The sequence below is a fragment of the Companilactobacillus jidongensis genome (genome assembly GCF_003946575.1).
GTDB lineage: Bacteria > Bacillota > Bacilli > Lactobacillales > Lactobacillaceae > Companilactobacillus > Companilactobacillus jidongensis.
The window spans coordinates 100,305-124,537 of record NZ_RHOP01000007.1 but is presented as its reverse complement, the minus strand read 5'-3'; the positions used below and the strand labels follow the sequence as shown (position 1 = coordinate 124,537).

Below are 24,233 nucleotides of genomic sequence, written 5' to 3'. Positions count from 1 at the left end.
ATGTTGAAGTTTTTTATTTACTTCTTTATTAACATGAAGTAAACTTTGTTTAGAAAGTTAGTGAATACTCACTCACTAAAATTGAGGAGATGCATTATGAATAATATGAGTGTAATTACTTTAAATAATGTAGTGAAGAGTTTTGGTAAGCAGACTGTACTTGATCATGTTAATATGCAGATCTATCCTGGACAGATAGTAGGATTGATTGGACCATCAGGTGCTGGTAAGTCGACCGTTATTAAGATTGTTCTTGGTATGGAATTGGCAGATTCAGGACGTACGACTGTTTTTGGAAAGCAAATGCCTAACCGTGAGTTATTGGGTAGAATCGGTTATATGGCGCAATCAGATGCCTTGTATGAATCATTAAGTGGACGTGAGAATCTTCAATTCTATTCAGATATGAAAGGCTTGAATAAGCGTAGTGCAGGAATGCAGATCAACCACGTGGCTCAAGTCGTTGACTTGATACCTGATCTGGACAAGCGAGTTAGTGGGTATTCCGGAGGTATGAAACGCCGCCTGTCTTTAGCAATTGCATTATTAGGTAATAATGATGTCCTAATATTAGATGAACCTACTGTTGGTGTTGATCCAGCCTTGCGGAGAAGTATATGGACAGAACTAAAGAACTTGCGTAATCAAGGGAAGACTATTATGGTAACTACTCACGTTATGGATGAGGCGGAATTGGTAGATGAAGTCGCACTATTACTCGGTGGTAGTATTATTGCTTATAGTGATCCATATTCACTGAAGCAGTATTATCAAGTTAACTCAATTGAAGAGGTTTTCTTAAAAGCAGAAGCCATTTATAATACAAATAATGCTAGAAAAATGTAGAAAGGTTTAATTAAGATGAGTGAAGATATAGTATTTAAAGATCTTAATGATTGGATCGAAAATAGTAAAATGCCAAACGGGAAGCGTAATGTGCTAAAGGCCGCCATTAAGCTTTTTTCTGAGCAAGGCTATGACGGCACATCAACTGCCGAAATTGCTACAGAATCTGGAATGAGTCAGGCAACTATATTTAAATATTTTAAGACAAAGGATATTTTGCTGAAGTCTATCATTGAACCAGTTGTTAAACATTTATTGCCTGAATATGGTGGTAAGTTCATTAATGATGTGTCTAATCACAGTGCTTCGCTAGAACAGATGATTCACTTCATCATTCGAGATCGATTTAATTTTTTGGTTAACAATAAGAGTGCAATCTTAATTCTTGTTTCAGAATTATTGGTTAATAATGATGTTAAGGAAATGGCGCTGGAATTTGTCGGTGAGAAAAAAGGTCAGTTTGTTAATGTCGTCTGGAGAGGGATGCAGGCGACTGGTCAGCTGAGGGATGATATTGATTTGTTATTTGTATTGCGTACGACCGCAAGTCAACTGCTTCTTTATTTCATTCAAACTCAAAAGTTAATGCCTGATACTACTGACGAGCAAATTGACCATGAGTTAACAAAAATTGAATCTGCTATTATACGATCGATTTCAAAATAATATTTCTTAGTTTGCGGGTTCGCAATATCGTGATATGCTAGTAAATGTACTTTTTAATTGAGGAGCATTCAAATTGGATTCGCAGTCAGTTTTGAAAGACGTCTTCGGGTATGATCATTTTCGCCCTGGACAACGTAGGATAATCAATCACGTATTGAACGGTGATCGCACATTAGGAATAATGCCAACAGGTGGCGGTAAGTCAGTCTGCTATCAACTTCCAGCAATTATGTTTTCAGGATTAACGTTAGTCGTCAGTCCGCTGATTTCCTTGATGAAGGATCAAGTTGATAGCCTGAATGAAATGAACATACCAGCCACTTTTATTAATAGTACCCTCGATTATCGTGACCAAGAGGAACGTATGCGATATATTGAATCAGGTGCTGTTAAACTATTGTATGCTGCTCCGGAGCGGATTGAGAATCCAGAGTTTTACAGTTGGCTATGTCAATTACCAATTGATCTTGTAGCAATTGATGAGGCCCACGTTTTATCATCTTGGGGTCACGATTTTCGCCCCAGTTATTTGAATATAATTGATCCATTGAATCAATTGCCTAGTCAACCAGCATGGTTGGCTTTGACAGCCACTGCCACAAGCCGTGTTCAAGATGATTTGGTAAAGATTTTGGATATTCCCGATGATAATATTGTCAAAACTGGTTTTGCTAGAGATAATATTGCTCTAAAAATTGAGCGTGGTGTCAGCAAACTTCCTTATGTTCTGAACTATGTTAAATCTCACAAAAATGAATCTGGAATAATCTATGCAGGGCGACGTAAAGATGTCGATGCAATTTATGAATATTTGAATGAGCACGGCATCAAAGCTGGACGTTATCATGCTGGTCTAGATGATGAAGAACGTCATCAGCAGCAAGAAGACTTTTTATTTGATGAAGTCAATGTCATTGTTGCGACGAATGCATTTGGAATGGGAATCAATAAAACCAATGTGCGCTATGTTATCCATTTTACGATTCCTGGGACTATTGAAAGCTATTACCAAGAAGTTGGTAGGGCAGGGCGTGATGGACTTCCAGCAGAGGCTATATTGCTATATACACCAGCTGATCTTAGATTACATCGTTTCTTTATTGAACAATCTGAAGCAGAAGATGACTACAAGCAGAGTTTGTCGGAAAAACTGCGTGAGATGAATCAATATGCAATGACTGAAGTCTGTCTGATGCGCTATATTCTGCGATATTTTGGAGAAATAACTGACGAAAACTGTGGTCATTGTTCTAACTGTTTGGATAATCGTGAGACGACCGATGTGACAGATGATTCACAGAAGGTCTTGAGCTGTGTTGTTAGAATGGAACAGAAATATGGTAAGAAGATAGTGGGGAGAGTACTTGCTGGAAAGGCTGATGTGGCAAGTGATTGGCGTAACTTTGGCAAGCTATCAACGTTTGGTATATTGAATGGTTGGACGTTAAAATCAATTAATGAATTCATTGAATATTTGACGGCCAATGGATACTTAATAACTACCAGTGGCCAATATCCATTGCTTAGATTAACTAAGAAGGGTGCCCAAGTTCTTAAAGGTCAAGCAACTGTGGCACGAAAAACCGTTACAATTAGAGTTGATCAAGTTAAAGAAATTGCTAATGACGGAACATATGATGAGAAACTATTTGAACGTCTTAGAAAATTACGCTTGGACATTGCTCATGCACAAGATTTACCGCCGTTTGTTATCTTTTCTGATAAGTCATTACGTGATATGTCACAAAAAATGCCTGAAAATGCAAATGAATTTTTGGCGGTTAATGGTGTTGGTAATGCAAAACTTGAGCGATACGGTGAACGTTTCATTGAATTAGTCAAAACTTATAAAAATGAACAAAATGAAGTTAAAAATTAAACAAATGGGAGATTCTAAAATCTCTTATTTTTTTACATCAAAATCAATATTTTTGTTTTGATTTGTGAAATTAAATGTTTTACGAAAACATAAACAAAAAAACAACACAATTGACCAAACGTTCGATGACCCCTATAATTTTAAGTGAAACGAGATGAAAAAATGACTAGAATAGCACTGTTATCCGATGTTCACGGAGATATTACGGCTCTACAAGCAGTCGTAAAAAACTTGGAAAAAGAAAAAATTGAAGAATCCTGGTACCTTGGAGATCTATTAATGCCAGGTCCTGGGACTAATGAACTGTTTGAAATGCTGGACTCAGTTAACACTACTGTACTATTACGTGGGAATTGGGATAATTTCTTATTTGAGGATGTCAGCAAGCTCACTGAGCGTGATTTAAAAGATCCTGTAACACCTTATATACTAATGTTAATGAAGTATACGCTGAATAAAACTAAGCCTGAATATTTGGATAAACTGAAGACAGCCCCTATATACAAGTCTTTAGATGTTAATGGCAGCAAAATTCTTCTAACACATAATACTAAGAAACGTAATTTCGGGCATGAATTGTTACCATATCAATCACAGGCGAATTTTGACGACCTGTTCGACGATATAGATTATGACTTGGCCGTATACGGCCATACACATCATCAAATAATGCGTACTAGCAGCAAGGATCAATTAATAATTAATCCTGGTTCAATTGGGCAACCATACACCGAACGGATCAAGTTTAGACCTGACAGACGTGCTCAGTATGCCATTATTGATATTGATAAGTACGGTTATACTAATATTGAGTTTAAGAAGATCTCTTATGACGTTAATCATGAATTAGAGCTAGCTAAAGAGATGAATCTTCCGTACATCGAACTGTACAAGAAACTATTTACTGAAGGAATTGCGTACACACACGATCAACCTGAGTTGAAGAAATATATGGAATTGCATGATTACAAATCTGAAGCAATGAAATTCTATAAACAATTACTTAACTTTGAGTAGTATCATGTTTATGAGGATGTATTGTAGCTTTGTATTTAGTAATGAAGGGTTACTTCGTATAATATATATTATGTAACCTTAGATTTAATATTCAAGATATTCATCAAAAAATAACTCTCCTCTCAAACATGAATGTGATTTTTGAGATTTGAGTTCTTTTTTAAATGATCCATTATAAATTATTAACGTTACTGATAAAATTCTACACATGATAATTTGATGTGCTTTATGAATTTATTTGCTGATTGATTTGAATATTTCGTTAGATTTAATCATGATACGGTTTGATAGTTTAAAACGATTTAGTTGTAATTGTCCTAAATAACCTGATCCTGGATGTTCCATATTGGTAGTAGTTCATTATTCATACGGTTCCACGAAGATAAATAGTCATCGATTTGAGGTTTGAAACTATCTCGTTGTTCCTTTGCACTAGCAAGCTTAGAATTAACGCCTTGAATATCTTTACCATATTCAGACATCATCTTATCGATTGAATCATCTGTTAGACCTAAGTCTTTTAAAAATTCTCTTTTCATGCTAAATCTCTTTACGTTTTTTTAACGATGGTAACGACATCGCCTAATTGATTGCATAAAAAATAAGCCTTTTACCGTCATGCTCAGGACGCAACATGCTAATTATTCATTAGTAACTCATCTATAATCCATTGTAATTTCAATCTTATGAAAATATACAGTTGCGCTAGAATTATCCATCATTTTTCCCTCTTTTCTTTATAATCGAAGGTACAATGGTTATCACTTTTCCTTTGTTATTAATGACAACAAAGGATTTCTCGCCAATGAACTTTTTTGATACCTTTGAATCTTCAATACGACCACGGATTAGTACTAACTTCTTTAATAAACGGATATGCTGACACTTTTGTAATATATTTTCGGACTGTAAATATGTCCAAGTCTATTTTTCTCATCGACAAATTCCGTTAAATAAGCTATTTTTAATGGGAGATTATGTGGTATTGTTTTTTTTTATTATTTTGTTTTATGTTTTCGTAAAACATATATTATAACTATTGCTAAAAAAGTAATGTAACGCTTTTCTATTTCCCCATAAAAAAAGAGATGCCATTTTAGACATCTCTCAATAATATTTAAATGTTGAGTAAAATCCTAAGCTCCTGTTAAATTGGTCTTTAGTAACCAAGCATTAGTACCAATGCGATACATCTTAATGCCATTGTTAGGATTTGTTGAACGTCTATCTGTCTTCCACATAGTACCTGATGGAACTATTGTACCTGTTGCTGCCCCGTTATCACCATAGATCATTGCATTACCAGTTGTTGTAACAATGGTACCAGCTAAGAAACTTGCCCAAGGTGTTACGTCATCGGCAAGTACGAAACCGTTGCTACTTACGTGATAATAAAATGTATTATCCATGATTGCAATAATGTCTGATCCCCATGACGTGTTTGCTGGAAGCACTAAATCAGTTGTTTGGCCGTATCTATCATATACAACGACAGGAGCACTCTTAGTCGTTACCCCACCACGCACATCAGCAACTGCGTATCCATCTCTAGCCTTGTAATCAGCACTCTTACGCTTAGAGTCGACAAGATTGTATTGTGACACATTAGCATAATCATTCTCGTTAGTTAGGTAGTAGCTGTACAAATCACTGGCAGCATATCTGCTATGTGCCTCAGCGTCATTTCCCATCTCTTGTGAGAAGTAAACCATACCGTTAGAACCAACACTGACACCAATACCAACAAAATTAATATATGGGTTCAGCATGTTCTTTCTGTGACCGTAATTTGGTTGTGGATCATAATTTTCACTGTAAAACTCAGCAGTGATTTTTTGTGCAATAGTTGTAGGATCGGTAGTTCCTAACATAGTAAATGGCATTTGAGCAATGTTTTCTTCAGCATCTAAATAATATGGATACATGTTGGCTGAATTCCAACCAGCGTGATCGTCAACACCTGAAGAGGTAAAACTATCAGTTCTCGTTTGTGCATAGTTGTTCAATACACTAACTGACGACAATGCACTTAATCCATTTTGTGCACGTAAACTATTAAGCTCAGTTAACATAGCACTTCTTACGGCAGAAAGATCAATGTCTTGAGCTGATTGAACCGTCGTAGTAGCAGAGCCGTTAGTTGTTGCAGCAGTCGTGTTTGCGGTAGAAGTAGATGCATTACTGTTTGTAGTACCGTTAGTATTAGTATCCTTAACAACTTGATTATCACTATCATTTTGACTATTAGTTGCAGTAGATACTGTTGTATCACTATTTGTATCGGTTGAAGTAGTATCAGCCAATGCAACGGTGCCACTAAAACTAGTACTTAACAATACACCTGTTGCTAAAAGTAAGGCTACTTTTTTCGTGTTAGAAAACATAATAATCCCCTTTTCTTCATGTATAGCTAAATTAATTTTACCCTAAATAAAAATTAAATAAAGACTTGATTAATACTATTATTTTAAAACATTGGGATAAAATAAAAAAGCCTTACGGCCTTTATAGTTATGATTTGTTGAAATCACGCATCCAGGCAATGGCTAGAGCATCTTTTCCAAGGTGTGCGCCAATAACAGGACCAAAGTATGATCTGTCAATTGTTAAGTCGGGATATTCTACTTGTAGCTGTTTAGCCCATTCATCACCAGATCTCCTATCATCAGCATCAATAACTAATAATCTGAGAGGTTCCTTTGATTTTTGAATGGCACGTTGTAATTTTTCTTCAGCTTTTAGTTTAGCTTTTTTAAGGGAACGAACTTTATCATAAGCAACTATCTTGTGTGACTTATCATCGAACTCAAGTAGAGGCTTAATATTCAACATTGTACCAATAACTGCGGAGGTATTTGAAAGACGACCACCCTTAACTAAATTCTTAAGGTCATTAACAACGAATGATTCACCCATAGAATTACGCAGAATATCAAGGCGATCGATTATTTCTTGTGTCGTTTTATTATCGTTCGCCATACGTGCTGCTTCTTGAACCATGTAGCCCATAAGGCGTACAGTTATCCATGAGTCGTATACAGTAACGTTAATATTCTCGATTGTTTTAGCAGCTGTCTTAAGATTATTAACAAATCCAGAGATAGTACTTGCTAAATGTATTGAAATTACGGTATCATAGCCTTCTTTAGCCAAGTTATCGTACAAATTCATCATTTCGCCAATCGAAGGTTGAGCAGTTGAAGGAAGTTCTGGTGAATTTTGAAGTAATTCATAGAACTCTGATGTTGTGATATCAATATCTTCTCGATAAGTTTTATTATCAAATACTACTTCGATTGGTACGACTGTTATATTATTATATTTATCAACTATTTCTTGCGGTAAGTATGATGTACTGTCTGTTACAATGGCTATTTTCATAAATTTATCAATTCCTTGTTTGGTTACGTATAATGATTGTATAACCCTTAGATTATATCATATTCATTCGGGAAATTTTTACTACGATGAAAAAATCAAAATTTGTTTCAGAAATTATACAATAATCTTACATTTATTTGCAAGATGAGAAAGGATCATATATATGTCATTTGACGGAATGTTTACCCATGCGATGGTAAACGAATTAAATCAAAATCTAAAGGGTGGTCGAATCGCAAAAATTCAGCAGCCTTTTGCCAACGAGTTAATATTGACTGTTAGAAGTAATCGCAAGAATCAACAATTATTGCTCTCAGCACACCCCAGCTATACTCGTGTACAAATTACTAAACAGCCTTTTGCTAATCCAGCAAAACCCTCAACATTTGTAATGTCACTTAGAAAATACATCACCAGTGCAATTGTCCAAAATATTCGTCAGTTGAACAATGACCGTGTTGTCATGATCGACTTGAGTGCCAAAAACGAATTAGGAGACATTCATGAATTTACATTAACTACTGAAATAATGGCTCGACACAGCAATATTTTCTTGATAAACAAAGAAACTGGGAAGATTGTTGACCTAATCAAACGTGTCTCACCTGAAAATAATAGTTTTCGTGGGCTATTACCTGGTGATGATTACAAGTTGCCACCCGCACAAAACAAAATCAATCCGTTCACTGCTGATAATTCAGAATTTGAAGGATTAGATGATGTCAAAGATATTCGCCAAAAATTTGAAGGAATTGGTATCGATACTTCAAACGAAATGGCTACTACTGACATCCCTGAGTTCATCAAACAATATGAGGATATCCATCCTAACACTGCTAAGATGAACTCCAACAAGAAGTTAGGATATATGCCTATTCCCTTCCCTAACACATCTGAAGTAGTTAATACCTACCCTACTCTGAGTGACCTACTGGACAGTTATTATATTGACCGTGCGAGAATCGACCGTATCGAACAACAAACCAAGTCAATTACTAATCGACTAGATATAATCCTTAAAAAGGATAAGTCCAAAGTAAAGAAGCTAAACAAACAGCTTGAACAGACTAAGATCATGAGCGAATACAAACTCTACGGTGAACTCCTAACAACTTACATGTCACAAGTTGTCCGTGGTTCTAAATCAGTCGTATTGACTAACTACTACAACAATGAAGAAGTAACTATCAAGTTGAATCCTGAGTTGTCACCTTCAGATAATGCTCAACGATACTATAAGAAATATCGTAAGCTGCAAAACTCTATTCCACACATTAATGAACAACTTGAGATAACTACTAATGAGGTAAACTACCTTGAATCAGTTCTAGCATCCCTAGAATACGTTGATATCGAGGATGTTGATGGTATTATAGAAGAATTAATTGACTCTGGATATATCAAAAAACGCAGTAAAAACGCTCGTAAGAAACGTAAGAAAAAGATCGGTGAACCGTTTAAGACGACTAATGGAATTGAAATAGTCGTTGGTAAGAACAATCTTGAGAATGATCAATTAACGATGAAGCTTTCACAGAAGAATCATTATTGGTTCCACGTTAAAGATATTCCTGGTTCTCATGTTATTTTGAAGACTAGTGACCCTGATGAACAATCAATCACTGAAGCTGCGACAATTGCCGCATACTATTCCAAAGCACGTGATTCATCTAAGGTACCGGTTGATTATCTCCAAATCAGAAATATTCGTAAACCCAATGGCGCAAAACCAGGATTTGTTATTTTTGAAGGTCAAAAAACAATTCTTGTTGATCCAGATAGAGATTTAGTAAATAAATTAAAAGAAGACTAGCCACTGGCTAATCTTCTTTTTATTTCAATAGTTTTGCAAGTTGCTCTTTGGTATCTTCGAAGTTCAAAAGATTGTATTTCTTATCATCGACTGTCATCAGATAACGACTATCTTGATTATTGTATATCTCTTCAAGAGTCTTATTGTCATCAATCTTGTTACCAAGAATCAATTTAACCAACGTGTCAATAACATGTACCGAACTAGCTAACTCATGTCGAATAATATCTTCAGTCATTCCTTCAAACGACTTGGAAACGATCCAATGATCATTGCTCTTAACAAACTCAAAGTTGAAAACATTAACTTCATGATTATCTTCCAATTCTTGATCGATCAGTTTAGAAATCGCACTACGATCATTAATTGGCAAGAAGTTATTGTATGAGCTAATTTCAAATGAATGACCATTATTTTCACGACGATAAATCACTGATGGAACGAGATAATTATTACCATCTGTCACTACCATAGCGCGCAATGAAATTTCACCAGGTATCTCAATACTCTTTAGTTGCTTGGCATTAATTTGAAAAACATCATCAGACTGATCTACATCAGTTAAATGTCTTGAAAAGTCAATTACCTTGAAGACTGTTTCTTGGGGTATCAAATCAAGTGACTTCATTTCCATATATGGGTCATCGATTTCAATAACTTTTTCTCGCAATGACAACGGTGCTGTCCAAGGCTCACGACCAATCACAATAGCTTCTAATCCATTTTGCGTAATAGATTGAACTAACTGCATTAGAACAAACTGTCTGATCATAATATCAGTCTTAGATGTGATAATAGGTGAACGAACAATAATTTTATTTTTATCATTCAACTCCAAATCACTACTAATACCTGCAGTCACGAAAAAATTTTGATTATGATAATTTCGATTAGAAACAGAAATAGCTCGCTTACTTTTAACAACAGTTTTAGTCACAACATCATCATTGTCCAATAGTAACTTGCTTTGACCGACACCTTTAACTCCCATTTCTACCAAACGTTCAATATTTTCAGTACCGATTTCATCATCGTCAATAAGACGCTTGATCTCCATGAGATTTTTTAGGACGGTCAAGTAAGGCATATTGATACCAGTGATTTCTGACAACACTGGCATTTCAAATTTGCGTCTCAAGGCTTCGAGTAAAACATCTAGCATCCAGTTAGTTGGATGAATGATTTTTTCGAATAGCTCATCATCATCTAATTTTTGTAATTGTGAACGTCTGTGAATATTATGATTTAATTTATCATTCAGCGCACCCTTATTGAACACCTCTTCAATACTGAAACCATTAACGACAATACTTGAGTCGGAAGTCTTACTTGGTCCTAAATACTTTTGACCGGGTTTTGACCACTGAGGGAAACGTGATGTGATGTGGTCAACGAATGGCTCTGAAGCACCGTTGAAACCACGTCCACCGTCTAATTGTAGTTTATCCAAATGATAACCTAAACTTAGTTCTACAACTGATGTAGCAATTGGATAACTTGTCGCATATTCAAGGAACTTAGTCTCCTCACTTAATCGTGGTATGAATTCAGTTATAAAGTATTCATTCGTTTTATGATTATAAGCAAAATGCACTGTACAGACACCGACAATATCAAAAGCTTGTGCAAGCTTCAATGAAGCTGTTCGCATCTTCTGAAGTTTGGAGTCATTCAATGAAATTGCTGGTGAGATCAGATTGGAATCCAAATGATGAATACCAATTGGTTCAATATCTTCGATCGTACCAATAAGTGCGGAATTATCGAACTTATCTCGGACCACAGTAAACGAATATTCACTGAATCCACGAATGCTTCGCTCAATTTCAATCCTTGAATCTTCAATATCTTCCAGAGCCATAAAATTATCTAACTCAAACAAATTATTAATATTAGTCCATCCACTTGAGTGACGGTTCGAATAACGCCTTCTGGCAATAATTGGAAATCCGATCGAACGAATAAAACTATAGATTTCTTTTTCATCATCAGACGAAACAAAATTGATTACTGGTAAATTATTATCTGTCAATTTTTTAATAAACAATTCACGCTTAAAAGTAGCTAATGATGCCATGTAATTTGAACCAAGAATTTTAACCTTGCCAATTTTACCATTCAAACTAGATACAATTCCTAAGGCATTACGATCGCCTACAGTTGGTAGAATTGCATCTGGATGGAATTTCTGTATATACTGCAAAACATGTTCACCAGTTACCCGTTCAACCACTATACGATCAAAAAATTTACCTGCGGATAATAATGAAGTTGGATCCTCAACAATAACGGAAGTTTTATATCCCAGCTGATGCAAAATTTCGACAGTGTCGTACATTGCAGTCGACAAATCAACATTCTTATCGCTGGTCGTCGGGCCGATGATCAATATATTATGTGGCTCTGTTTCTACCATTGATCAATACCTCCGTCCTGAAATTTGATTGAATCGATTAGATCAATAAATTCATCAAAAACATAATAGCCATCGTTAGGACCTGGTGCTGCTTCTGGTTCAAATAAAACACACATAATCGGCAAGTACTCATGACGTATACCTTCTATGCTTCCGTCCGCAACACAAATGTTGGTTACAATAAAATCTGACGAACCAATGTATTTTTCATCAATTGTATATGAATGGTTATGATTAACAAAATCAATTTTACCACTGGCTACTTCCTTAACTGCCAAGGAAGATTCATGATGTGGTTGAGCAAGCTTAATTATCTTGCAGTCATTAGCCAATGCAATTAAGAGATTTCCTAATCCAATTCCAAGAATAGGATATTTTTTTTGTAGCACTTGAATAGTTTTAATGGTTTGCGGAATATCGCTTGGTGCACCAGGACCATTAGAGAAGATAATCCCATCAGGATGTAGATTTTCGATTTCTTCTGATGTGGCGTTGTAATTTACAATAACTGAGTTACAGTCACGGTACGATAATTGACGTAAAATAGAATATTTTAATCCCAAATCTACTACAACGATTTTTATACCCATATTGGGATTAGGATATGATTGTCTAGTTGATACACGTTTAACCAAGTCAGGTGGTAATACTAGTGCCTTAATTTGATCGATAGCATGCTCATCGTGGGTATCCATGATGCTAGCCTTCATTTCACCGTGTTCCGCTATATGCTTAGACAGGGCTCTAACATCAACGTTCTTAATACCGGGTATTCCTAAACTAGTGATCCAATCTCCAAAGGAAACTGAACCGTCAATGGTTGTATGACTCGAGGAGCCTATTACAACTCCCTTACATTGAGAATTAATAGACTCATAAAAATCACGATTAATCCCTGAACTACCAATTGAGGGTATCGTAAAAGCCAGTATCTGGCCCTCAGCGTCAGGATCCGTCACTGATTGTTCAATACCGGTACGATTGTTAGAAATTATTAATTGTCCAGTCGTAATAATAGATGAACCGAAACCAACTCCTGGAAAAACTGTTCCATCTTCTAAAATTAAATAACGCTTCATTTAATGCAACTCCTAAAAAAGTTAATTAATAGTTCTCACTAATAATTAATTACTCGATTTCAATCTTATCCTCACCATCGATTTCCTTCATAGAAACCTTGATTTTTTCTTTTTGAGAAGTAGGGATATTTTTACCAACAAAATCAGCACGAATTGGCAATTCACGATGTCCGCGATCAACCAATACTGCTAGAGAAATTTTTTTAGGACGTCCGACGCTCATAAGGGCATCCATAGCTGCACGAATAGTTCTACCTGTGTACAAAACATCGTCAGTCAAAATAACATGTTTGTTATTGATATCAATGCCGAGCGGTTGTGGCTCAACGTCCGCAGGATTTTTTTCTTCATGCGTAACATCATCACGATAAGGTGTAATGTCTAATTCTGCGACTGGAATACTGATATTTTCCAATTGTTTAAGACGTGATTCAATTCTGTGAGCAACGTAAACTCCACGCGTTTTGATCCCCACCAATACCAAGTCATCGATTCCTTTATTTCGTTCAATGATTTCATAGGTAATACGAGTCAATGCTCGTGTCATAGTTTGTCCGTCAATTATCTCTTTAGCCATTACAACTTTCTCCTATTCTGTAAAAAAGGCACTCACAACGTGAGCGCCTTAATTTATTTCCCACTATATTAAATTCTAACTAAATTTATACAAGAGTACAATGTCAAAGCTTATTAGTACGTAACTTTTCTAAAGTTTCTTTGAATATTTCTGGTGGTTCAACTGAAAATTCCATCCATTTGTGAGTTCTAGGATGTTCGAACCCTAGAGTTTCAGCATGAAGATATTGACCATTACCAGGGATTGTATTCTTAGGTGCATATAATGGATCACCCGCAACCGGATGACCAATGTATTGCATATGTACTCTAATTTGATGAGTACGACCTGTTTCCAATTTTAGTTTGAGAAGTGAGTAATTTTCAAATTGTTCTAAAACTGTAAAATGTGTCACCGCATGACGACCATCATCTACCACAGCTTGTTTTTTACGATCATTCTTAGAACGACCGAGTGGTGCATTGATTTTTCCATTAACTTCCTTAAAGTTACCATGAACGATAGCAAGATATTCACGTAAGTTAGTTTTTGCTTTAAGTTGTTTCATCAAAGATTGTTTTGCCAAATTATTTTTAGCAATCATTAATAGTCCAGAAGTATCCTTATCAATTCGGTGTACAATTCCCGGACGGATCATATCATCATCATTGATCTTACTATGATACAGGATTGCATTAACAAGTGTACCATCACGATGACCGGCTGCAGGATGCACTACCATCCCTTGAGGCTTATTTACAACAAGAACATCTTCGTCCTCATATACAACGTCGATTGGAATGTTTTGTGGAATTGCCTCAATTGGTTCTTCTTCAGGTACTGTGATATTAATTTTATCACCAGCGGTTAATTTCATCCCTGTCTTGGCTGCAGGTTGCCCATTAACGAGAATGTTACCATCCTTAATGAATTTTTGGATCTGTGAACGTGTTAGATCTTCTAAACTATCGTTCACAAAATTATCTAATCTAGTTCTTTTTGTATCTTCGAACACTAGATCAATTGGATTATTTACTATTTTTTTCACCCTCCGTCATAAATATTAATGAAACAATTATAAGTATTACTCCTATTGTAATATAAGTATCAGCTAAATTAAAAATTGGAAAATTAATGAAATCGAAACTAAACATATCAACTACAAAGTGACGTGTAAAACGGTCAATAGCATTTCCAACTGTTCCAGCTAATAAGAATAACAGAGAAAAGCGATAAATATAATCTTTTTTATCAGATTTAATAAACAAATAAAGTAAAACGATGACTGCCACAATCGTAACGATATAGAAAAAAATCATTTTTCCTTCTAACATACTCCACGCTGCACCGGTATTAGTAATGTGTGTCAGCGATAAAATTCCAGGAATAAATTCGTGAAAACTCATTGTGGGGATGTTTGCAACAACATAATACTTCAGTGCTTGATCGCCAATGATCAGGGCTATGAAAAGTGCGACATAAACTATAAGCACTAGAATAACCCACTAATTCTGCCATCATTGTCAACATCCATATTCAATGCGGCTGGTTCTTTTGGTAATCCGGGCATAGTTAAAATGCTGCCGGTCAGTACAACCACAAATCCGGCACCTAGCTTAGGAACGATTTCTTTGACATGTAGCGTGAAGTCCCTAGGACTGCCCAATTTTTTAGGATCATCACTCAGCGAATATTGTGTTTTAGCAATACATACTGGCAAGTCATCCCAAACATTATCTTTTAATACTTGTAATTGACGCAGGGCTTTAGGGCTATATTCGACATTATTGGCACCGTATATTTCTGAAGCAATCGTATCGATTTTTTCAATTGTTGGTTGAGCATCTTCATATAGACGTGTGTAATTGGCCTCTTTATCAGTGGCTTTTACAACCATTCTAGCCAAGTCTAATCCACCTTGACTACCATTGTTGTGAATATCTGCCAATCCAACTTCAACTCCAAGTTCATCGCAAAGTGTTTGAAGTAATTTGATTTCATTATCAGTATCAGTCGCAAACTTGTTGATAGCAACGACAACTGGAATATGGTAGTAACGCATATTTTTAACATGACGTTTTAAGTTTTTAAAGCCAAGATTCAAAGCATTCAAATCTTCATTTTCCAAATTTTTCAGTGCTTGTCCGCCGTTGTATTTCAAAGCACGAATAGTCGCAACAATTACAATTGCATTAGGAGCATGGTCAAGCTTTGGAGTGACAATATCCATAAACTTCTCACCACCAAGATCAGCACCAAATCCTGCTTCAGTAATTGTATAGTCACCAAGCTTCATGGCTAACTTAGTTGCCAAAATACTATTGCAGCCATGTGCAATATTTGCGAAAGGTCCACCATGGATAATGGCTGGTGTATTCTCAAGTGTTTGAACCAAATTTGGCTTCAAAGCGTCTTTCAACAACATGGTAATGGCACCTTCAACATGTAGGTCACGCACAAAAATTGGTTTCTTATCATACGTATATGCTATCAAAACGTTGGAAATACGTTCTTTTAAATCATCAATATCTTGTGATAAACATAAAATTGCCATTAATTCACTTGCAACTGTAATTTCAAAATGATCCTGACGGGGAATTGAATTCGCCGGACCACCAAGTCCAATCGTAATGTTGCGCAGTGAGCGGTCGTTAATATCTAGAGCACGTTTCCAAATAATACGGCGTGGGTCAATATTTAATTGATTTCCTTGATGAAGATGGTTATCGATCAACGCTGCCAAAGTATTAGTAGCACTAGTCAAAGCATGCATATCACCGGTGAAATGCAGGTTAATATCTTCCATAGGAACAACCTGGGCATAGCCACCGCCAGTAGCTCCCCCCTTCATTCCCATTACAGGGCCAAGTGAGGGTTCACGTAAGGCCAAAATCGACTTTTTACCTATAGCCTGTAATGAATCCGCAAGACCAATAGCAACGGTTGATTTGCCCTCTCCAGCAGGAGTTGGATTGATTGAAGTTACCAAAATCAACTTTCCATCATCATTCTTCATTGCTTTACGAATACCATTTGCTGAAATCTTAGCTTTAAAATGACCATAAGGTTCAATATCATTAGGATCCAAACCGACTTTTCCAGCAATTTCACTAATATTCTTCATTTTTTCGTGCTCGTTTATTTGAGCTATTTCAATATCACTTGGAAATGACATTTGCATCACCCGCTTCTTTCTTAATTTTCTTCAAAATTTTCTTAGTAGAAGTAATCTTCAATGGAAAATAATCATGATTTTCAAAAATAAATTCCAGAGTCCATTTACTATCATTTTTCAATTTGACCTCAGATTGATCAAATACTCTGGCCTTGTAATAATTGGGCTCTTTGATAATAACTGAACCATTATCAAATTTTACCCATGAATTAGTTATAATATAAATTACGAGAGCGATTCCTAAAATCCATGCTAAAAATGGAAGTATACTGAAGCTAAATACTTCTAACTGTAATACAACACCCAAGCACAATATACTCAATGCAAACGACCACATGATAATTCCCCATGAACCCGTGGGTTGAACGAAATATTTCTTTGACATAATTACTCCTGAAAGGTTTTTAATAAGATGATTAAATTGTACACCGACGCCGGTTTAAATTCTAATTTAAATCTAGCCGCTACCGCCTATGTTATAAAGTATAACGATCAAACAATCAATCGTGTACAGCCACAAGATCCAAATGATAATCACTATCTCGAGTTTTTGGCACTAGAATTAGCATTAAGAGAGCTTTTAGAACGAGAATGGGATGATGACATTCTCTTCATTCACTCAGATAGTAAAATTCTAACAGATAGTATAGACAAAAAGTATTCTAAGCACTATCAATCTATCCTGAACGATATTTTAAAACAACTCACAAACTTCCCCTCATACTTTGTGAAACATATCTCAGACAAAGATAATCGAGCCGCACACAGCTTGGTTCATCATGAGTTGATAAAATTGCGCAAGTGAATGGTTTTTGTATGTAAGATTTGTGAAAAATGTGATACTATTAAATCGCTTACAAAAATACTCAAGGGGGCTTTTTCATGTATTACGTTGTAATGAAGGACAGAGATATTCGTGACAATCTGGCCACAGAACAATATTTAATGAACAATGTCGAATTTGACGAACCACTTGTACTCTTCTATATTGAAGGACCATGTATCATTGTTGGCCGTAACCAGAATACAATGGAAGAAATCAATCCAGATTATATCAAAGATAATAATATTACAGTTACTCGTCGTCTATCTGGTGGTGGTGCTGTATATCAAGATCTTGGTAATCTATGTTTCAGCTTTATGGTTGACTCAGATGATAAGAATTTCGGTGATTTTAAATCATTCACACAACCTATTATTGATGCATTACACCAAATGGGCGCAACTACTGCTGAAGTTTCAGGCAGAAATGACTTACTAGTTGATGGTAAGAAGTTCTCTGGTAATGCTATGTACTCAAGAAATGGCAAAACATTCTCACATGGTACATTATCACTAGATGTTGATTTGGATGTCTTAACAAAAGCTCTACATGTTCAAAAAGACAAAATTGCTTCAAAAGGTATCAAGTCGATCAGAAGTCGTGTAACTAACGTTCGCCCTTACCTTGATAAAGAATATCAAAATCTTACAACTGAACAATTCCGTGACAAACTATTATTGGAATTATTCCACGCTAATTCACTAGATGATATCAAAGATCACGAGTATGTAGTGACTTCAGAAGATCAAAAAGAAATTGATAAGATCAAAGAGAAATTCTACTACAATTGGGATTGGGTTTATGGTAAATCACCTGAATTCACTGCTAAACAAAGAAAGCACTTTGATATGGGTACTGTTGATGTCCGTTATAATATCGCTGATGGTAAAATTGCCGACGTTCAAATCTATGGTGATTACTTCGGTATGAAAGATGTCACTGATATTAAGAGTAAGTTACTTAATACAAAATTTGATCGTGACGATATTCTAGCAGTGCTTGATAAATTTAATTTAGATGACTACTTTAAAGGCATTCCAGAAACTGAATTATTAAATCTATTTACACCATAAACAAAAACTTGTAAATAAAAATCTTCCTGATCATTTTTGATCAAGAAGATTTTTTTGATTTATTATTATAAATTTTGACCTTTTTCCCAAGTTGTCTTAGAAAGCATCAAGCCCTGTTTAACAACATCGTCAAATAACTTATGTGTACGACTAGAAACTTCAGCAGCTGTTTCAATACTACTTTTAGTTAAGAAATCTGAAACATCCCCACTTAAGGATTCAACTGCGTTATCAGTAGTTTCTAATCGTTGACGAGCATATGATTGACAACCATCAAGATACGCATGAATCATATCTGAATATTCATGATAATGTGGTTCGATCATGACAGACAATGTCTTTTCTAACCAATATACATTATTAACGTCAACATCATTAGTCGTGTTTTTGTAATCAACTGGTGTGTCAGTGATATTAGTGTAGAACGGTACATAAGGACTATAAGCAAAGAAACCAAGTGACAACCATTGTACACCAGCATATTTTGCGTCAACATCATTTCTGATTTGAAGAATTGATGACGCTTGATTACGATCCATCGCAATTGAACGGAATTGTCGTTGTTCAGCTGCTGTTCCAGAAGCAAAGGTACCAAATGGATCATACTTTGTTCCATTGTAGTGTGATGACAAGAAGTATTGAACATCTTCAATTGCAATCTTCTTACTTGGCCTTCTGGTCAACGGCATATCTTGAGCAGTTGGTTCCTGTTCAATTTCAGGATTGAATAATTTTTGACCATACCAAGTACGAGGTGTGTTGTAATATGCATCAGCTTCACTCTGTGTACCAAAAATCTCACGGAAGTTAAAATGACCTGGTTGTGGATTCAAATTATGTTTTTCAACAAAACTGACTAAGTCAGTTGCTACTAAGAAGTTATCTGTATCATTAACATCAACTTCTTGCATGACTGTTTGATTAGGTACAATGGCATAGGTATCTTCTGGCAAACGCATTGCTGCCCAGTGATGACCACCAGCTGTTTCTAAAAGCCAAATTTCGTCTTTATCATTAAAGGCAATACTATTACATTCGCCCGTACCATATTTTTCTAGTAAGGCACCTAAACGAATAGCACCTTCCTTAGCAGTCTTAACGTATGGCAAAACTATCGTCAACATTGCTTCTTCATCAATACCATCGTGAACTAGTGGATCATAACCCAGAACTCGGGCATTGGTTGCCGTCGTTTCAGTTGAGCTCATCCCTACATTATACTCATTGATACCAGCCTCTTCATATTGACCATCACTTTGATCAGCCTGTGGTGTAGCGGTGTAACGAAAAGCGTGATCAGGTAGTGGTACCCTTACATTAGTAGTTATTGAAACATACTCAGCATTCTTTTGATTCTTTGCTTCATGAGCAACAAACTTAATCGGATTGATTGGACCATAACCGTCTTCATTACGGGCGACAATAGTTGAACCATCCATACTAGCAGCTTTACCAACTAGAATTTCAGTACAATCAGAACTTGTATTTTTCATTTACGTTCACTCCCTCTTTGTTAAATAGTATAGGATTAAAGTTTACTCTATACCAGAGTAATTATTAAAAAAATTATAATTAATTCAGAATGACATTAATTGATCAAACTAAATAATCTCAACTATTTTAAATTGCAAATAGTTGAGATTATTTTTTATGCTATTATTGTTTTCGAGGGAGAACTACTATGATAAATTCACAAAAGCTGAACCAGGACTTAACATTGATCGATATTCACTCCAAAGAAAATTTAAGTGACCAAGATCGTACCGAATTAATTGAAAAATATGAGATTACAAATGAGATCCTTGATTACGCTGATGATACAAATGAACGTGCTCGTCTTGAATTAGATGAGCACACCAACACCTTTTTGATTGTCTTCAATGTCCAAAGAGAAACTGTCATTGATGATAATTTATCGGATATTACTCTACCAGTTTCCTTTGCCATCAAAGATGATCAACTATTCCTATTCACTAACAACGACACGCATTACTTGGTAGATTATATTACTAAGGCTGATAATCACTTCACAGGCGACTTAGATGATCGCATATGGGAAATTATCTTCAATACATTTGACCAAGTTACAAGTGATTACAACGACCGTATGAGTGAAATTAATCAAGATCGGAATAAAATCCAAGAACACATCAAACACAGTCGTTCTTCTAAGAATCAAATTCTAGAATTAGCCGGACTAGAAGATTTGATTACGTATATCAGTACAGCTATCAATGGTAATTTTAATGTTGTTAAACAAATCGAGATTATTTCATCAGGTAAAATCCAAAACATTAGTTTGTCCAAAAAATCTAAAGAACACTTACATGATTCAATTGTCGAAATCGAACAGATTCGCGATCAAGCCAGTTTGAGTTCTGACATTATTGATCGAGTTTCTAATACGTATAACAATATTTTAAATAACCAAACAAATACGACCATGAAAGTACTGACAGTTTACACAATTGTCTTAAGTATTCCCACGATCGTATCAGGTTTTTATGGTATGAATATGAAACTGCCAGTCGCTGACAAGTGGTGGTCATGGTTCTTCTCACTTATTGTAACCGCAATTATGATTTTGCTAATCCTTTGGGACCTACATCGTCGTGATAGTTTATAACCAAATTAATGACGTCGAGTTGCCCAATATTGATAGTAATCTGCTCTGATTGAACCATTGTAGAGCTTACGTTTTTTAGTAGCTCTTTCACCGTAATATTTTTCAAATTCCAAATCACTAGTTAAAATATATTTACTCCAAGTGGGAGCGGTCCTAAAGACTTCTCCCATTTCTTTGTATAGTTTTCTAACGTTTTCCATATCACTCATACGTTGACCATATGGAGGATTGGCGATGATAACTCCATCTTCGCCTTCGATCTTCAAATCTTTCACAGCAACTTGCTTAAATTGAATATCGTGAAGAACTCCGGCGTCATGAGCATTAAGTTTGGCAACATCGATCATTGAACCATCGATATCACTAGCAAAGATATTTAATTCAACATCTTTTTCTCCAGCTCTAGCTTCTTCTTTTAGATTACTTAGAATTTTTGGATCGAACCAATCGAAATCTTCAAATACGAAATGACGCTGAATACCAGGAGCAATATTTCTAGCTAAACGAGCAGCCTCAATGGCAATTGTACCTGAACCAGTTGTTGGATCGATGAATGGCATATTTGGATGCCAAACTGTCAATAGGATCATGGCAGCCGCAAAATTTTCTTTCAATGGAGCGGCACCGTGTTCAACGCGATATCCACGTTTGTAAAGTGATGCTCCTGTTGTATCAAGGGTCACTTCAACTTCATCCTTATGGATACGTGTTTCAATTTGGAAAGTTGCACCAGATTCTGGCAATCTTCCACGGCGCATGTAAATATCAGCCATTTTGTTAACAATGGCTTTTTTTGTAATTGCTTGAATATCACGTTCGGAATGAAGCGCAGACTTAACAGTTCTAGCTTTAATTGGGAATGCCGCATTCAACGGCAACCATTGATCCCAATCGATTGCATAAACTTTGTCGAATAGTTCTTCAAAGGTTGTGGCTTTAAAAGTACCGATCAAAATCTTGATTCTATCGGCGCTACGTAACCAGAGATTAGCTTTAGCTACGTCTTCGTATTCACCTTCAAAATATACTTTGCCATTTTCTGTTTGAGTCTCATAACCTAAATCTTGTAGTTCACGTGCGGTTATAGCTTCAAAACCGCTTGACATCGTTGCAATTAATTTCATTTCTACCTCTTCATGAGTTAAATTTTTATACAAAAAAAGGACGAACAAGTCGTCCCTTACCTTAGTAAATTTCTATAAGCCACGTTCTGTTCATGTATCGGCTAGGCACTCCGATACAGTTAGTAATCATCTATCTACAATTACGCCTTCACAGTAGATTCATTTCTCGTTATGAAGCGCCCCTACCAAAGTTTGGGTTGCCCACTCGCGGGGTTTACCTCGTTCCACTATTACGGTTTCCCGTAATACTACGTCTCTGTGGCACTTTCAAGCTAGTAACACATGGTCGAAACTTTAGTGCTTTCGCTGCCGTTACCATAAGGTACCTTGGCTTATTGGGCCAAGCACGAACACTACAAGCATCTCAGCTCGTGTGGGCGTGGACTTTCCTCAGCTTAGATAACTAAGCCGCGATTACTCAAAATTTACCGATGAATTCATTATACACTAAAATTGATTAAAATTACCATTATTATTCATATTTCCATTATTTCCGTTAAAACCGTTGATATTTTGACCTTGACGATTAGATTGGAAATGATTAGGATCATTAAATCCTTGTTGTTGATTATTAATTGGCGATTGTTGTGGTTGCATACGAGGATTGATCTCATTGTGTCCACTTTCCACACCATTACCAGCCATGTTATTTGGAACAGCAGCAGAAGCAAATTGTTTTACTTCATGATTGCTTTCGTCTGGAAGTCCATTAGAAAAATCATGACCAAATACACGATTCTCCAAATTGGAAATTCTTCTCAAAATATCATAGTTAGTTGAGGATTCAGCGGTTGCACTTGATGCAGCTTGATTCTTCACTTGTGGTTGTGGTCTTGAAACACGATTCTTAGGCATTTGTTGCTGAGCTTGCTTTGGTTGTGGCTGTTGGCCTTTTGCACCAAGCTGTGTCTGAAGACTTTCGTTTTCTGATTGAAGACGATTCAACTCATTTGAATAAGCTTCATAATCCTTGATGATTCCATCTAAGAATTGATCGACTTCAGTTGGATCGTATCCTCTCATTTTTGTTTTAAATTCTTTTTGAAGAATATCGTTTGGTTGGAAATTTAAAACAAAATTATTATCATTACCTTGTGGATTTTGATTAAATCCATTCATTTGATTCATATTATTCATATTGAACACCCCAGTTTGTGTTAATTAATTATACCAAAAGAAGTAACTCTTAGGCTAGTTATCAAACATTATATTAGCAAAATCTTGCATTGTGTCAAAATCTACCAGTTCTAATTCATAGTTATTTCCCGCGGAACGATAATTCTGGATAGCTTCATAATCAAACTTTGGCTTCCCACCGCTATCCGGATCGTAAAAAATTATCGCTCCATCAGTATGTTTCAACATAAAATTCTGCCATGTTCGCAACTGTACACTTGAATGATAACCTAAATTAGATAATTTGTTAGTATAGTCAGCATTTCTTAAAAAAATATTTAGTAATTGCTGATTATTCTCATTCCATTTTGCACCAAATTCAGAAAATGGCAACATAACTGCGTGTTTTATGTCATATCCTTTATCTTTTACATCTTTTACTGCCTTACCAACAATTTGTTCAGTCCCCATCTGTGCACCAGTCAAGACCCATTCCATACCGTCCTCGGCATAATTAGTTATTCGCTCTGCAAAAAACTTTTGAATTACTTTTGCCTTTGGATCGTCCGGTTTGAATAAACCTATCTCGTAGGATCGATATCCAGTTATCCATAAATTTTTAATCATTAAATAAATCTCCTTG

At 35.8% G+C, this 24,233-nt stretch carries 22 protein-coding genes and 1 other RNA gene; 8 read left to right on the top strand and 15 right to left on the bottom strand.

Annotation, left to right across the window (positions count from 1 at the left end; genetic code table 11):
• Window positions 1-96 precede the first annotated feature (96 nt).
• The 4 genes from EKM68_RS06275 to EKM68_RS06260 all read left to right on the top strand — a co-directional run bounded on the left by EKM68_RS06275 (window position 97) and on the right by EKM68_RS06260 (window position 4,408).
• Entirely contained in the window at window positions 97-846 is a 750-nt protein-coding gene (locus EKM68_RS06275) for an ABC transporter ATP-binding protein (RefSeq protein ID WP_125588921.1), read from the top strand.
• A gap of 15 nt (window positions 847-861) precedes the next feature.
• Window positions 862-1,512, top strand: a complete 651-nt coding sequence (locus tag EKM68_RS06270) for a TetR/AcrR family transcriptional regulator (protein ID WP_125588919.1) — start codon at window positions 862-864, stop codon at window positions 1,510-1,512.
• A gap of 73 nt (window positions 1,513-1,585) precedes the next feature.
• A complete protein-coding gene (gene recQ, locus EKM68_RS06265; RefSeq protein WP_125588917.1) occupies window positions 1,586-3,391 on the top strand; it encodes a DNA helicase RecQ in 1,806 nt (601 codons plus the stop codon).
• Window positions 3,392-3,553: 162 nt separating this feature from the next.
• Window positions 3,554-4,408, top strand: a complete 855-nt coding sequence (locus EKM68_RS06260; RefSeq protein ID WP_125588915.1) for a metallophosphoesterase family protein — start codon at window positions 3,554-3,556, stop codon at window positions 4,406-4,408.
• Between the two features lie 317 nt (window positions 4,409-4,725).
• Here EKM68_RS06260 and EKM68_RS06255 read toward each other — a convergent pair whose 3' ends face one another.
• From EKM68_RS06255 to EKM68_RS06245, 3 genes are all read right to left on the bottom strand, one after another.
• A complete protein-coding gene (locus EKM68_RS06255) occupies window positions 4,726-4,947 on the bottom strand; it encodes a phage scaffolding protein (protein WP_125588913.1) in 222 nt (73 codons plus the stop codon).
• Between the two features lie 597 nt (window positions 4,948-5,544).
• Window positions 5,545-6,792, bottom strand: a complete 1,248-nt coding sequence (locus EKM68_RS06250) for a CAP domain-containing protein (RefSeq protein ID WP_125588910.1) — start codon at window positions 6,790-6,792, stop codon at window positions 5,545-5,547.
• A gap of 127 nt (window positions 6,793-6,919) precedes the next feature.
• Window positions 6,920-7,789, bottom strand: coding sequence for a DegV family protein (locus EKM68_RS06245; protein WP_125588908.1), 870 nt, complete (start codon window positions 7,787-7,789; stop codon window positions 6,920-6,922).
• A 163-nt stretch (window positions 7,790-7,952) separates the two neighbouring features.
• Here EKM68_RS06245 and EKM68_RS06240 point away from each other — a divergent pair, with 163 nt between their 5' ends.
• The gene (locus EKM68_RS06240) at window positions 7,953-9,602 is read left to right on the top strand and encodes an Rqc2 family fibronectin-binding protein (protein ID WP_125588906.1); all 1,650 of its coding nucleotides are present in this window, start codon (window positions 7,953-7,955) and stop codon (window positions 9,600-9,602) included.
• A 19-nt stretch (window positions 9,603-9,621) separates the two neighbouring features.
• On the opposite strand, the gene EKM68_RS06235 is transcribed toward EKM68_RS06240, so the two are convergent.
• From EKM68_RS06235 to EKM68_RS06205, 7 genes are all read right to left on the bottom strand, one after another.
• Window positions 9,622-12,018, bottom strand: coding sequence for an ATP-binding protein (locus EKM68_RS06235; protein ID WP_125588904.1), 2,397 nt, complete (start codon window positions 12,016-12,018; stop codon window positions 9,622-9,624).
• Window positions 12,012-13,097 carry a carbamoyl phosphate synthase small subunit gene (locus EKM68_RS06230; protein ID WP_125588902.1) on the bottom strand — a complete coding sequence of 362 codons (1,086 nt, stop codon included), beginning with the start codon at window positions 13,095-13,097 and terminating at the stop codon, window positions 12,012-12,014. The genes EKM68_RS06235 and EKM68_RS06230 overlap by 7 nt, the downstream gene beginning before the upstream one ends.
• A 49-nt stretch (window positions 13,098-13,146) precedes the next feature.
• Entirely contained in the window at window positions 13,147-13,674 is a 528-nt protein-coding gene (gene pyrR / locus EKM68_RS06225; protein WP_125588899.1) for a bifunctional pyr operon transcriptional regulator/uracil phosphoribosyltransferase PyrR, read from the bottom strand.
• Window positions 13,675-13,777: 103 nt separating this feature from the next.
• A complete protein-coding gene (locus EKM68_RS06220) occupies window positions 13,778-14,692 on the bottom strand; it encodes an RluA family pseudouridine synthase (protein WP_404810797.1) in 915 nt (304 codons plus the stop codon).
• Entirely contained in the window at window positions 14,682-15,146 is a 465-nt protein-coding gene (gene lspA / locus EKM68_RS06215; RefSeq protein WP_125588895.1) for a signal peptidase II, read from the bottom strand. The genes EKM68_RS06220 and lspA overlap by 11 nt, the downstream gene beginning before the upstream one ends.
• Window positions 15,146-16,828 (bottom strand): formate--tetrahydrofolate ligase, encoded by a 1,683-nt coding sequence (locus tag EKM68_RS06210; protein ID WP_125588893.1) that lies wholly within the window; start codon window positions 16,826-16,828, stop codon window positions 15,146-15,148. The genes lspA and EKM68_RS06210 overlap by 1 nt, the downstream gene beginning before the upstream one ends.
• Entirely contained in the window at window positions 16,812-17,213 is a 402-nt protein-coding gene (locus tag EKM68_RS06205; RefSeq protein WP_125588891.1) for an EbsA family protein, read from the bottom strand. Before EKM68_RS06205 ends, EKM68_RS06210 begins: the two co-directional genes overlap by 17 nt.
• 27 nt (window positions 17,214-17,240) lie before the next feature.
• Here EKM68_RS06205 and EKM68_RS06200 point away from each other — a divergent pair, with 27 nt between their 5' ends.
• Both EKM68_RS06200 and EKM68_RS06195 read left to right on the top strand, forming a co-directional pair.
• Window positions 17,241-17,633 carry a reverse transcriptase-like protein gene (locus tag EKM68_RS06200; RefSeq protein ID WP_125588889.1) on the top strand — a complete coding sequence of 131 codons (393 nt, stop codon included), beginning with the start codon at window positions 17,241-17,243 and terminating at the stop codon, window positions 17,631-17,633.
• Between the two features lie 77 nt (window positions 17,634-17,710).
• On the top strand, window positions 17,711-18,724 hold the full coding sequence (locus tag EKM68_RS06195) for a lipoate--protein ligase (RefSeq protein WP_125588887.1): 1,014 nt from the start codon (window positions 17,711-17,713) through the stop codon (window positions 18,722-18,724).
• A gap of 65 nt (window positions 18,725-18,789) precedes the next feature.
• On the opposite strand, the gene EKM68_RS06190 is transcribed toward EKM68_RS06195, so the two are convergent.
• Window positions 18,790-20,217 (bottom strand): C69 family dipeptidase, encoded by a 1,428-nt coding sequence (locus tag EKM68_RS06190; protein ID WP_125588885.1) that lies wholly within the window; start codon window positions 20,215-20,217, stop codon window positions 18,790-18,792.
• A 188-nt stretch (window positions 20,218-20,405) separates the two neighbouring features.
• Here EKM68_RS06190 and EKM68_RS06185 point away from each other — a divergent pair, with 188 nt between their 5' ends.
• On the top strand, window positions 20,406-21,350 hold the full coding sequence (locus EKM68_RS06185; protein ID WP_125588883.1) for a magnesium transporter CorA family protein: 945 nt from the start codon (window positions 20,406-20,408) through the stop codon (window positions 21,348-21,350).
• Between the two features lie 5 nt (window positions 21,351-21,355).
• On the opposite strand, the gene EKM68_RS06180 is transcribed toward EKM68_RS06185, so the two are convergent.
• The 4 genes from EKM68_RS06180 to EKM68_RS06165 form a co-directional block, all read right to left on the bottom strand.
• Window positions 21,356-22,474 (bottom strand): THUMP domain-containing class I SAM-dependent RNA methyltransferase, encoded by a 1,119-nt coding sequence (locus EKM68_RS06180; RefSeq protein WP_125588881.1) that lies wholly within the window; start codon window positions 22,472-22,474, stop codon window positions 21,356-21,358.
• Window positions 22,475-22,544: 70 nt separating this feature from the next.
• Window positions 22,545-22,900: RNase P RNA component class B (rnpB, locus tag EKM68_RS06175), an RNA gene on the bottom strand.
• A gap of 21 nt (window positions 22,901-22,921) precedes the next feature.
• Window positions 22,922-23,611: a cell division regulator GpsB gene (gene gpsB, locus EKM68_RS13805; protein ID WP_318530721.1), complete on the bottom strand. Its 690-nt coding sequence runs from the start codon at window positions 23,609-23,611 to the stop codon at window positions 22,922-22,924.
• Window positions 23,612-23,665: 54 nt separating this feature from the next.
• Window positions 23,666-24,217, bottom strand: coding sequence for an SLOG family protein (locus EKM68_RS06165; RefSeq protein ID WP_125588879.1), 552 nt, complete (start codon window positions 24,215-24,217; stop codon window positions 23,666-23,668).
• Window positions 24,218-24,233: the final 16 nt, after the last annotated feature.

Excerpts from the sequence above, each read along its gene's own strand:
- EKM68_RS06275 (WP_125588921.1), top strand. The coding sequence starts at position 97 with ATGAATAATATGAGTGTAATTACTTTAAATAATGTAGTGAAGAGTTTT.
- EKM68_RS06270 (WP_125588919.1), top strand. The coding sequence starts at position 862 with ATGAGTGAAGATATAGTATTTAAAGATCTTAATGATTGGATCGAAAAT.
- EKM68_RS06260 (WP_125588915.1), top strand. The coding sequence starts at position 3,554 with ATGACTAGAATAGCACTGTTATCCGATGTTCACGGAGATATTACGGCT.
- EKM68_RS06255 (WP_125588913.1), bottom strand. The coding sequence starts at position 4,947 with ATGAAAAGAGAATTTTTAAAAGACTTAGGTCTAACAGATGATTCAATC.
- EKM68_RS06250 (WP_125588910.1), bottom strand. The coding sequence starts at position 6,792 with ATGTTTTCTAACACGAAAAAAGTAGCCTTACTTTTAGCAACAGGTGTA.
- EKM68_RS06245 (WP_125588908.1), bottom strand. The coding sequence starts at position 7,789 with ATGAAAATAGCCATTGTAACAGACAGTACATCATACTTACCGCAAGAA.
- EKM68_RS06240 (WP_125588906.1), top strand. The coding sequence starts at position 7,953 with ATGTCATTTGACGGAATGTTTACCCATGCGATGGTAAACGAATTAAAT.
- EKM68_RS06235 (WP_125588904.1), bottom strand. The coding sequence starts at position 12,018 with ATGGTAGAAACAGAGCCACATAATATATTGATCATCGGCCCGACGACC.
- EKM68_RS06230 (WP_125588902.1), bottom strand. The coding sequence starts at position 13,097 with ATGAAGCGTTATTTAATTTTAGAAGATGGAACAGTTTTTCCAGGAGTT.
- pyrR (WP_125588899.1), bottom strand. The coding sequence starts at position 13,674 with ATGGCTAAAGAGATAATTGACGGACAAACTATGACACGAGCATTGACT.
- EKM68_RS06210 (WP_125588893.1), bottom strand. The coding sequence starts at position 16,828 with ATGTCATTTCCAAGTGATATTGAAATAGCTCAAATAAACGAGCACGAA.
- EKM68_RS06205 (WP_125588891.1), bottom strand. The coding sequence starts at position 17,213 with ATGTCAAAGAAATATTTCGTTCAACCCACGGGTTCATGGGGAATTATC.
- EKM68_RS06200 (WP_125588889.1), top strand. The coding sequence starts at position 17,241 with ATGATTAAATTGTACACCGACGCCGGTTTAAATTCTAATTTAAATCTA.
- EKM68_RS06195 (WP_125588887.1), top strand. The coding sequence starts at position 17,711 with ATGTATTACGTTGTAATGAAGGACAGAGATATTCGTGACAATCTGGCC.
- EKM68_RS06190 (WP_125588885.1), bottom strand. The coding sequence starts at position 20,217 with ATGAAAAATACAAGTTCTGATTGTACTGAAATTCTAGTTGGTAAAGCT.
- EKM68_RS06185 (WP_125588883.1), top strand. The coding sequence starts at position 20,406 with ATGATAAATTCACAAAAGCTGAACCAGGACTTAACATTGATCGATATT.
- EKM68_RS06180 (WP_125588881.1), bottom strand. The coding sequence starts at position 22,474 with ATGAAATTAATTGCAACGATGTCAAGCGGTTTTGAAGCTATAACCGCA.
- gpsB (WP_318530721.1), bottom strand. The coding sequence starts at position 23,611 with ATGAATAATATGAATCAAATGAATGGATTTAATCAAAATCCACAAGGT.
- EKM68_RS06165 (WP_125588879.1), bottom strand. The coding sequence starts at position 24,217 with ATGATTAAAAATTTATGGATAACTGGATATCGATCCTACGAGATAGGT.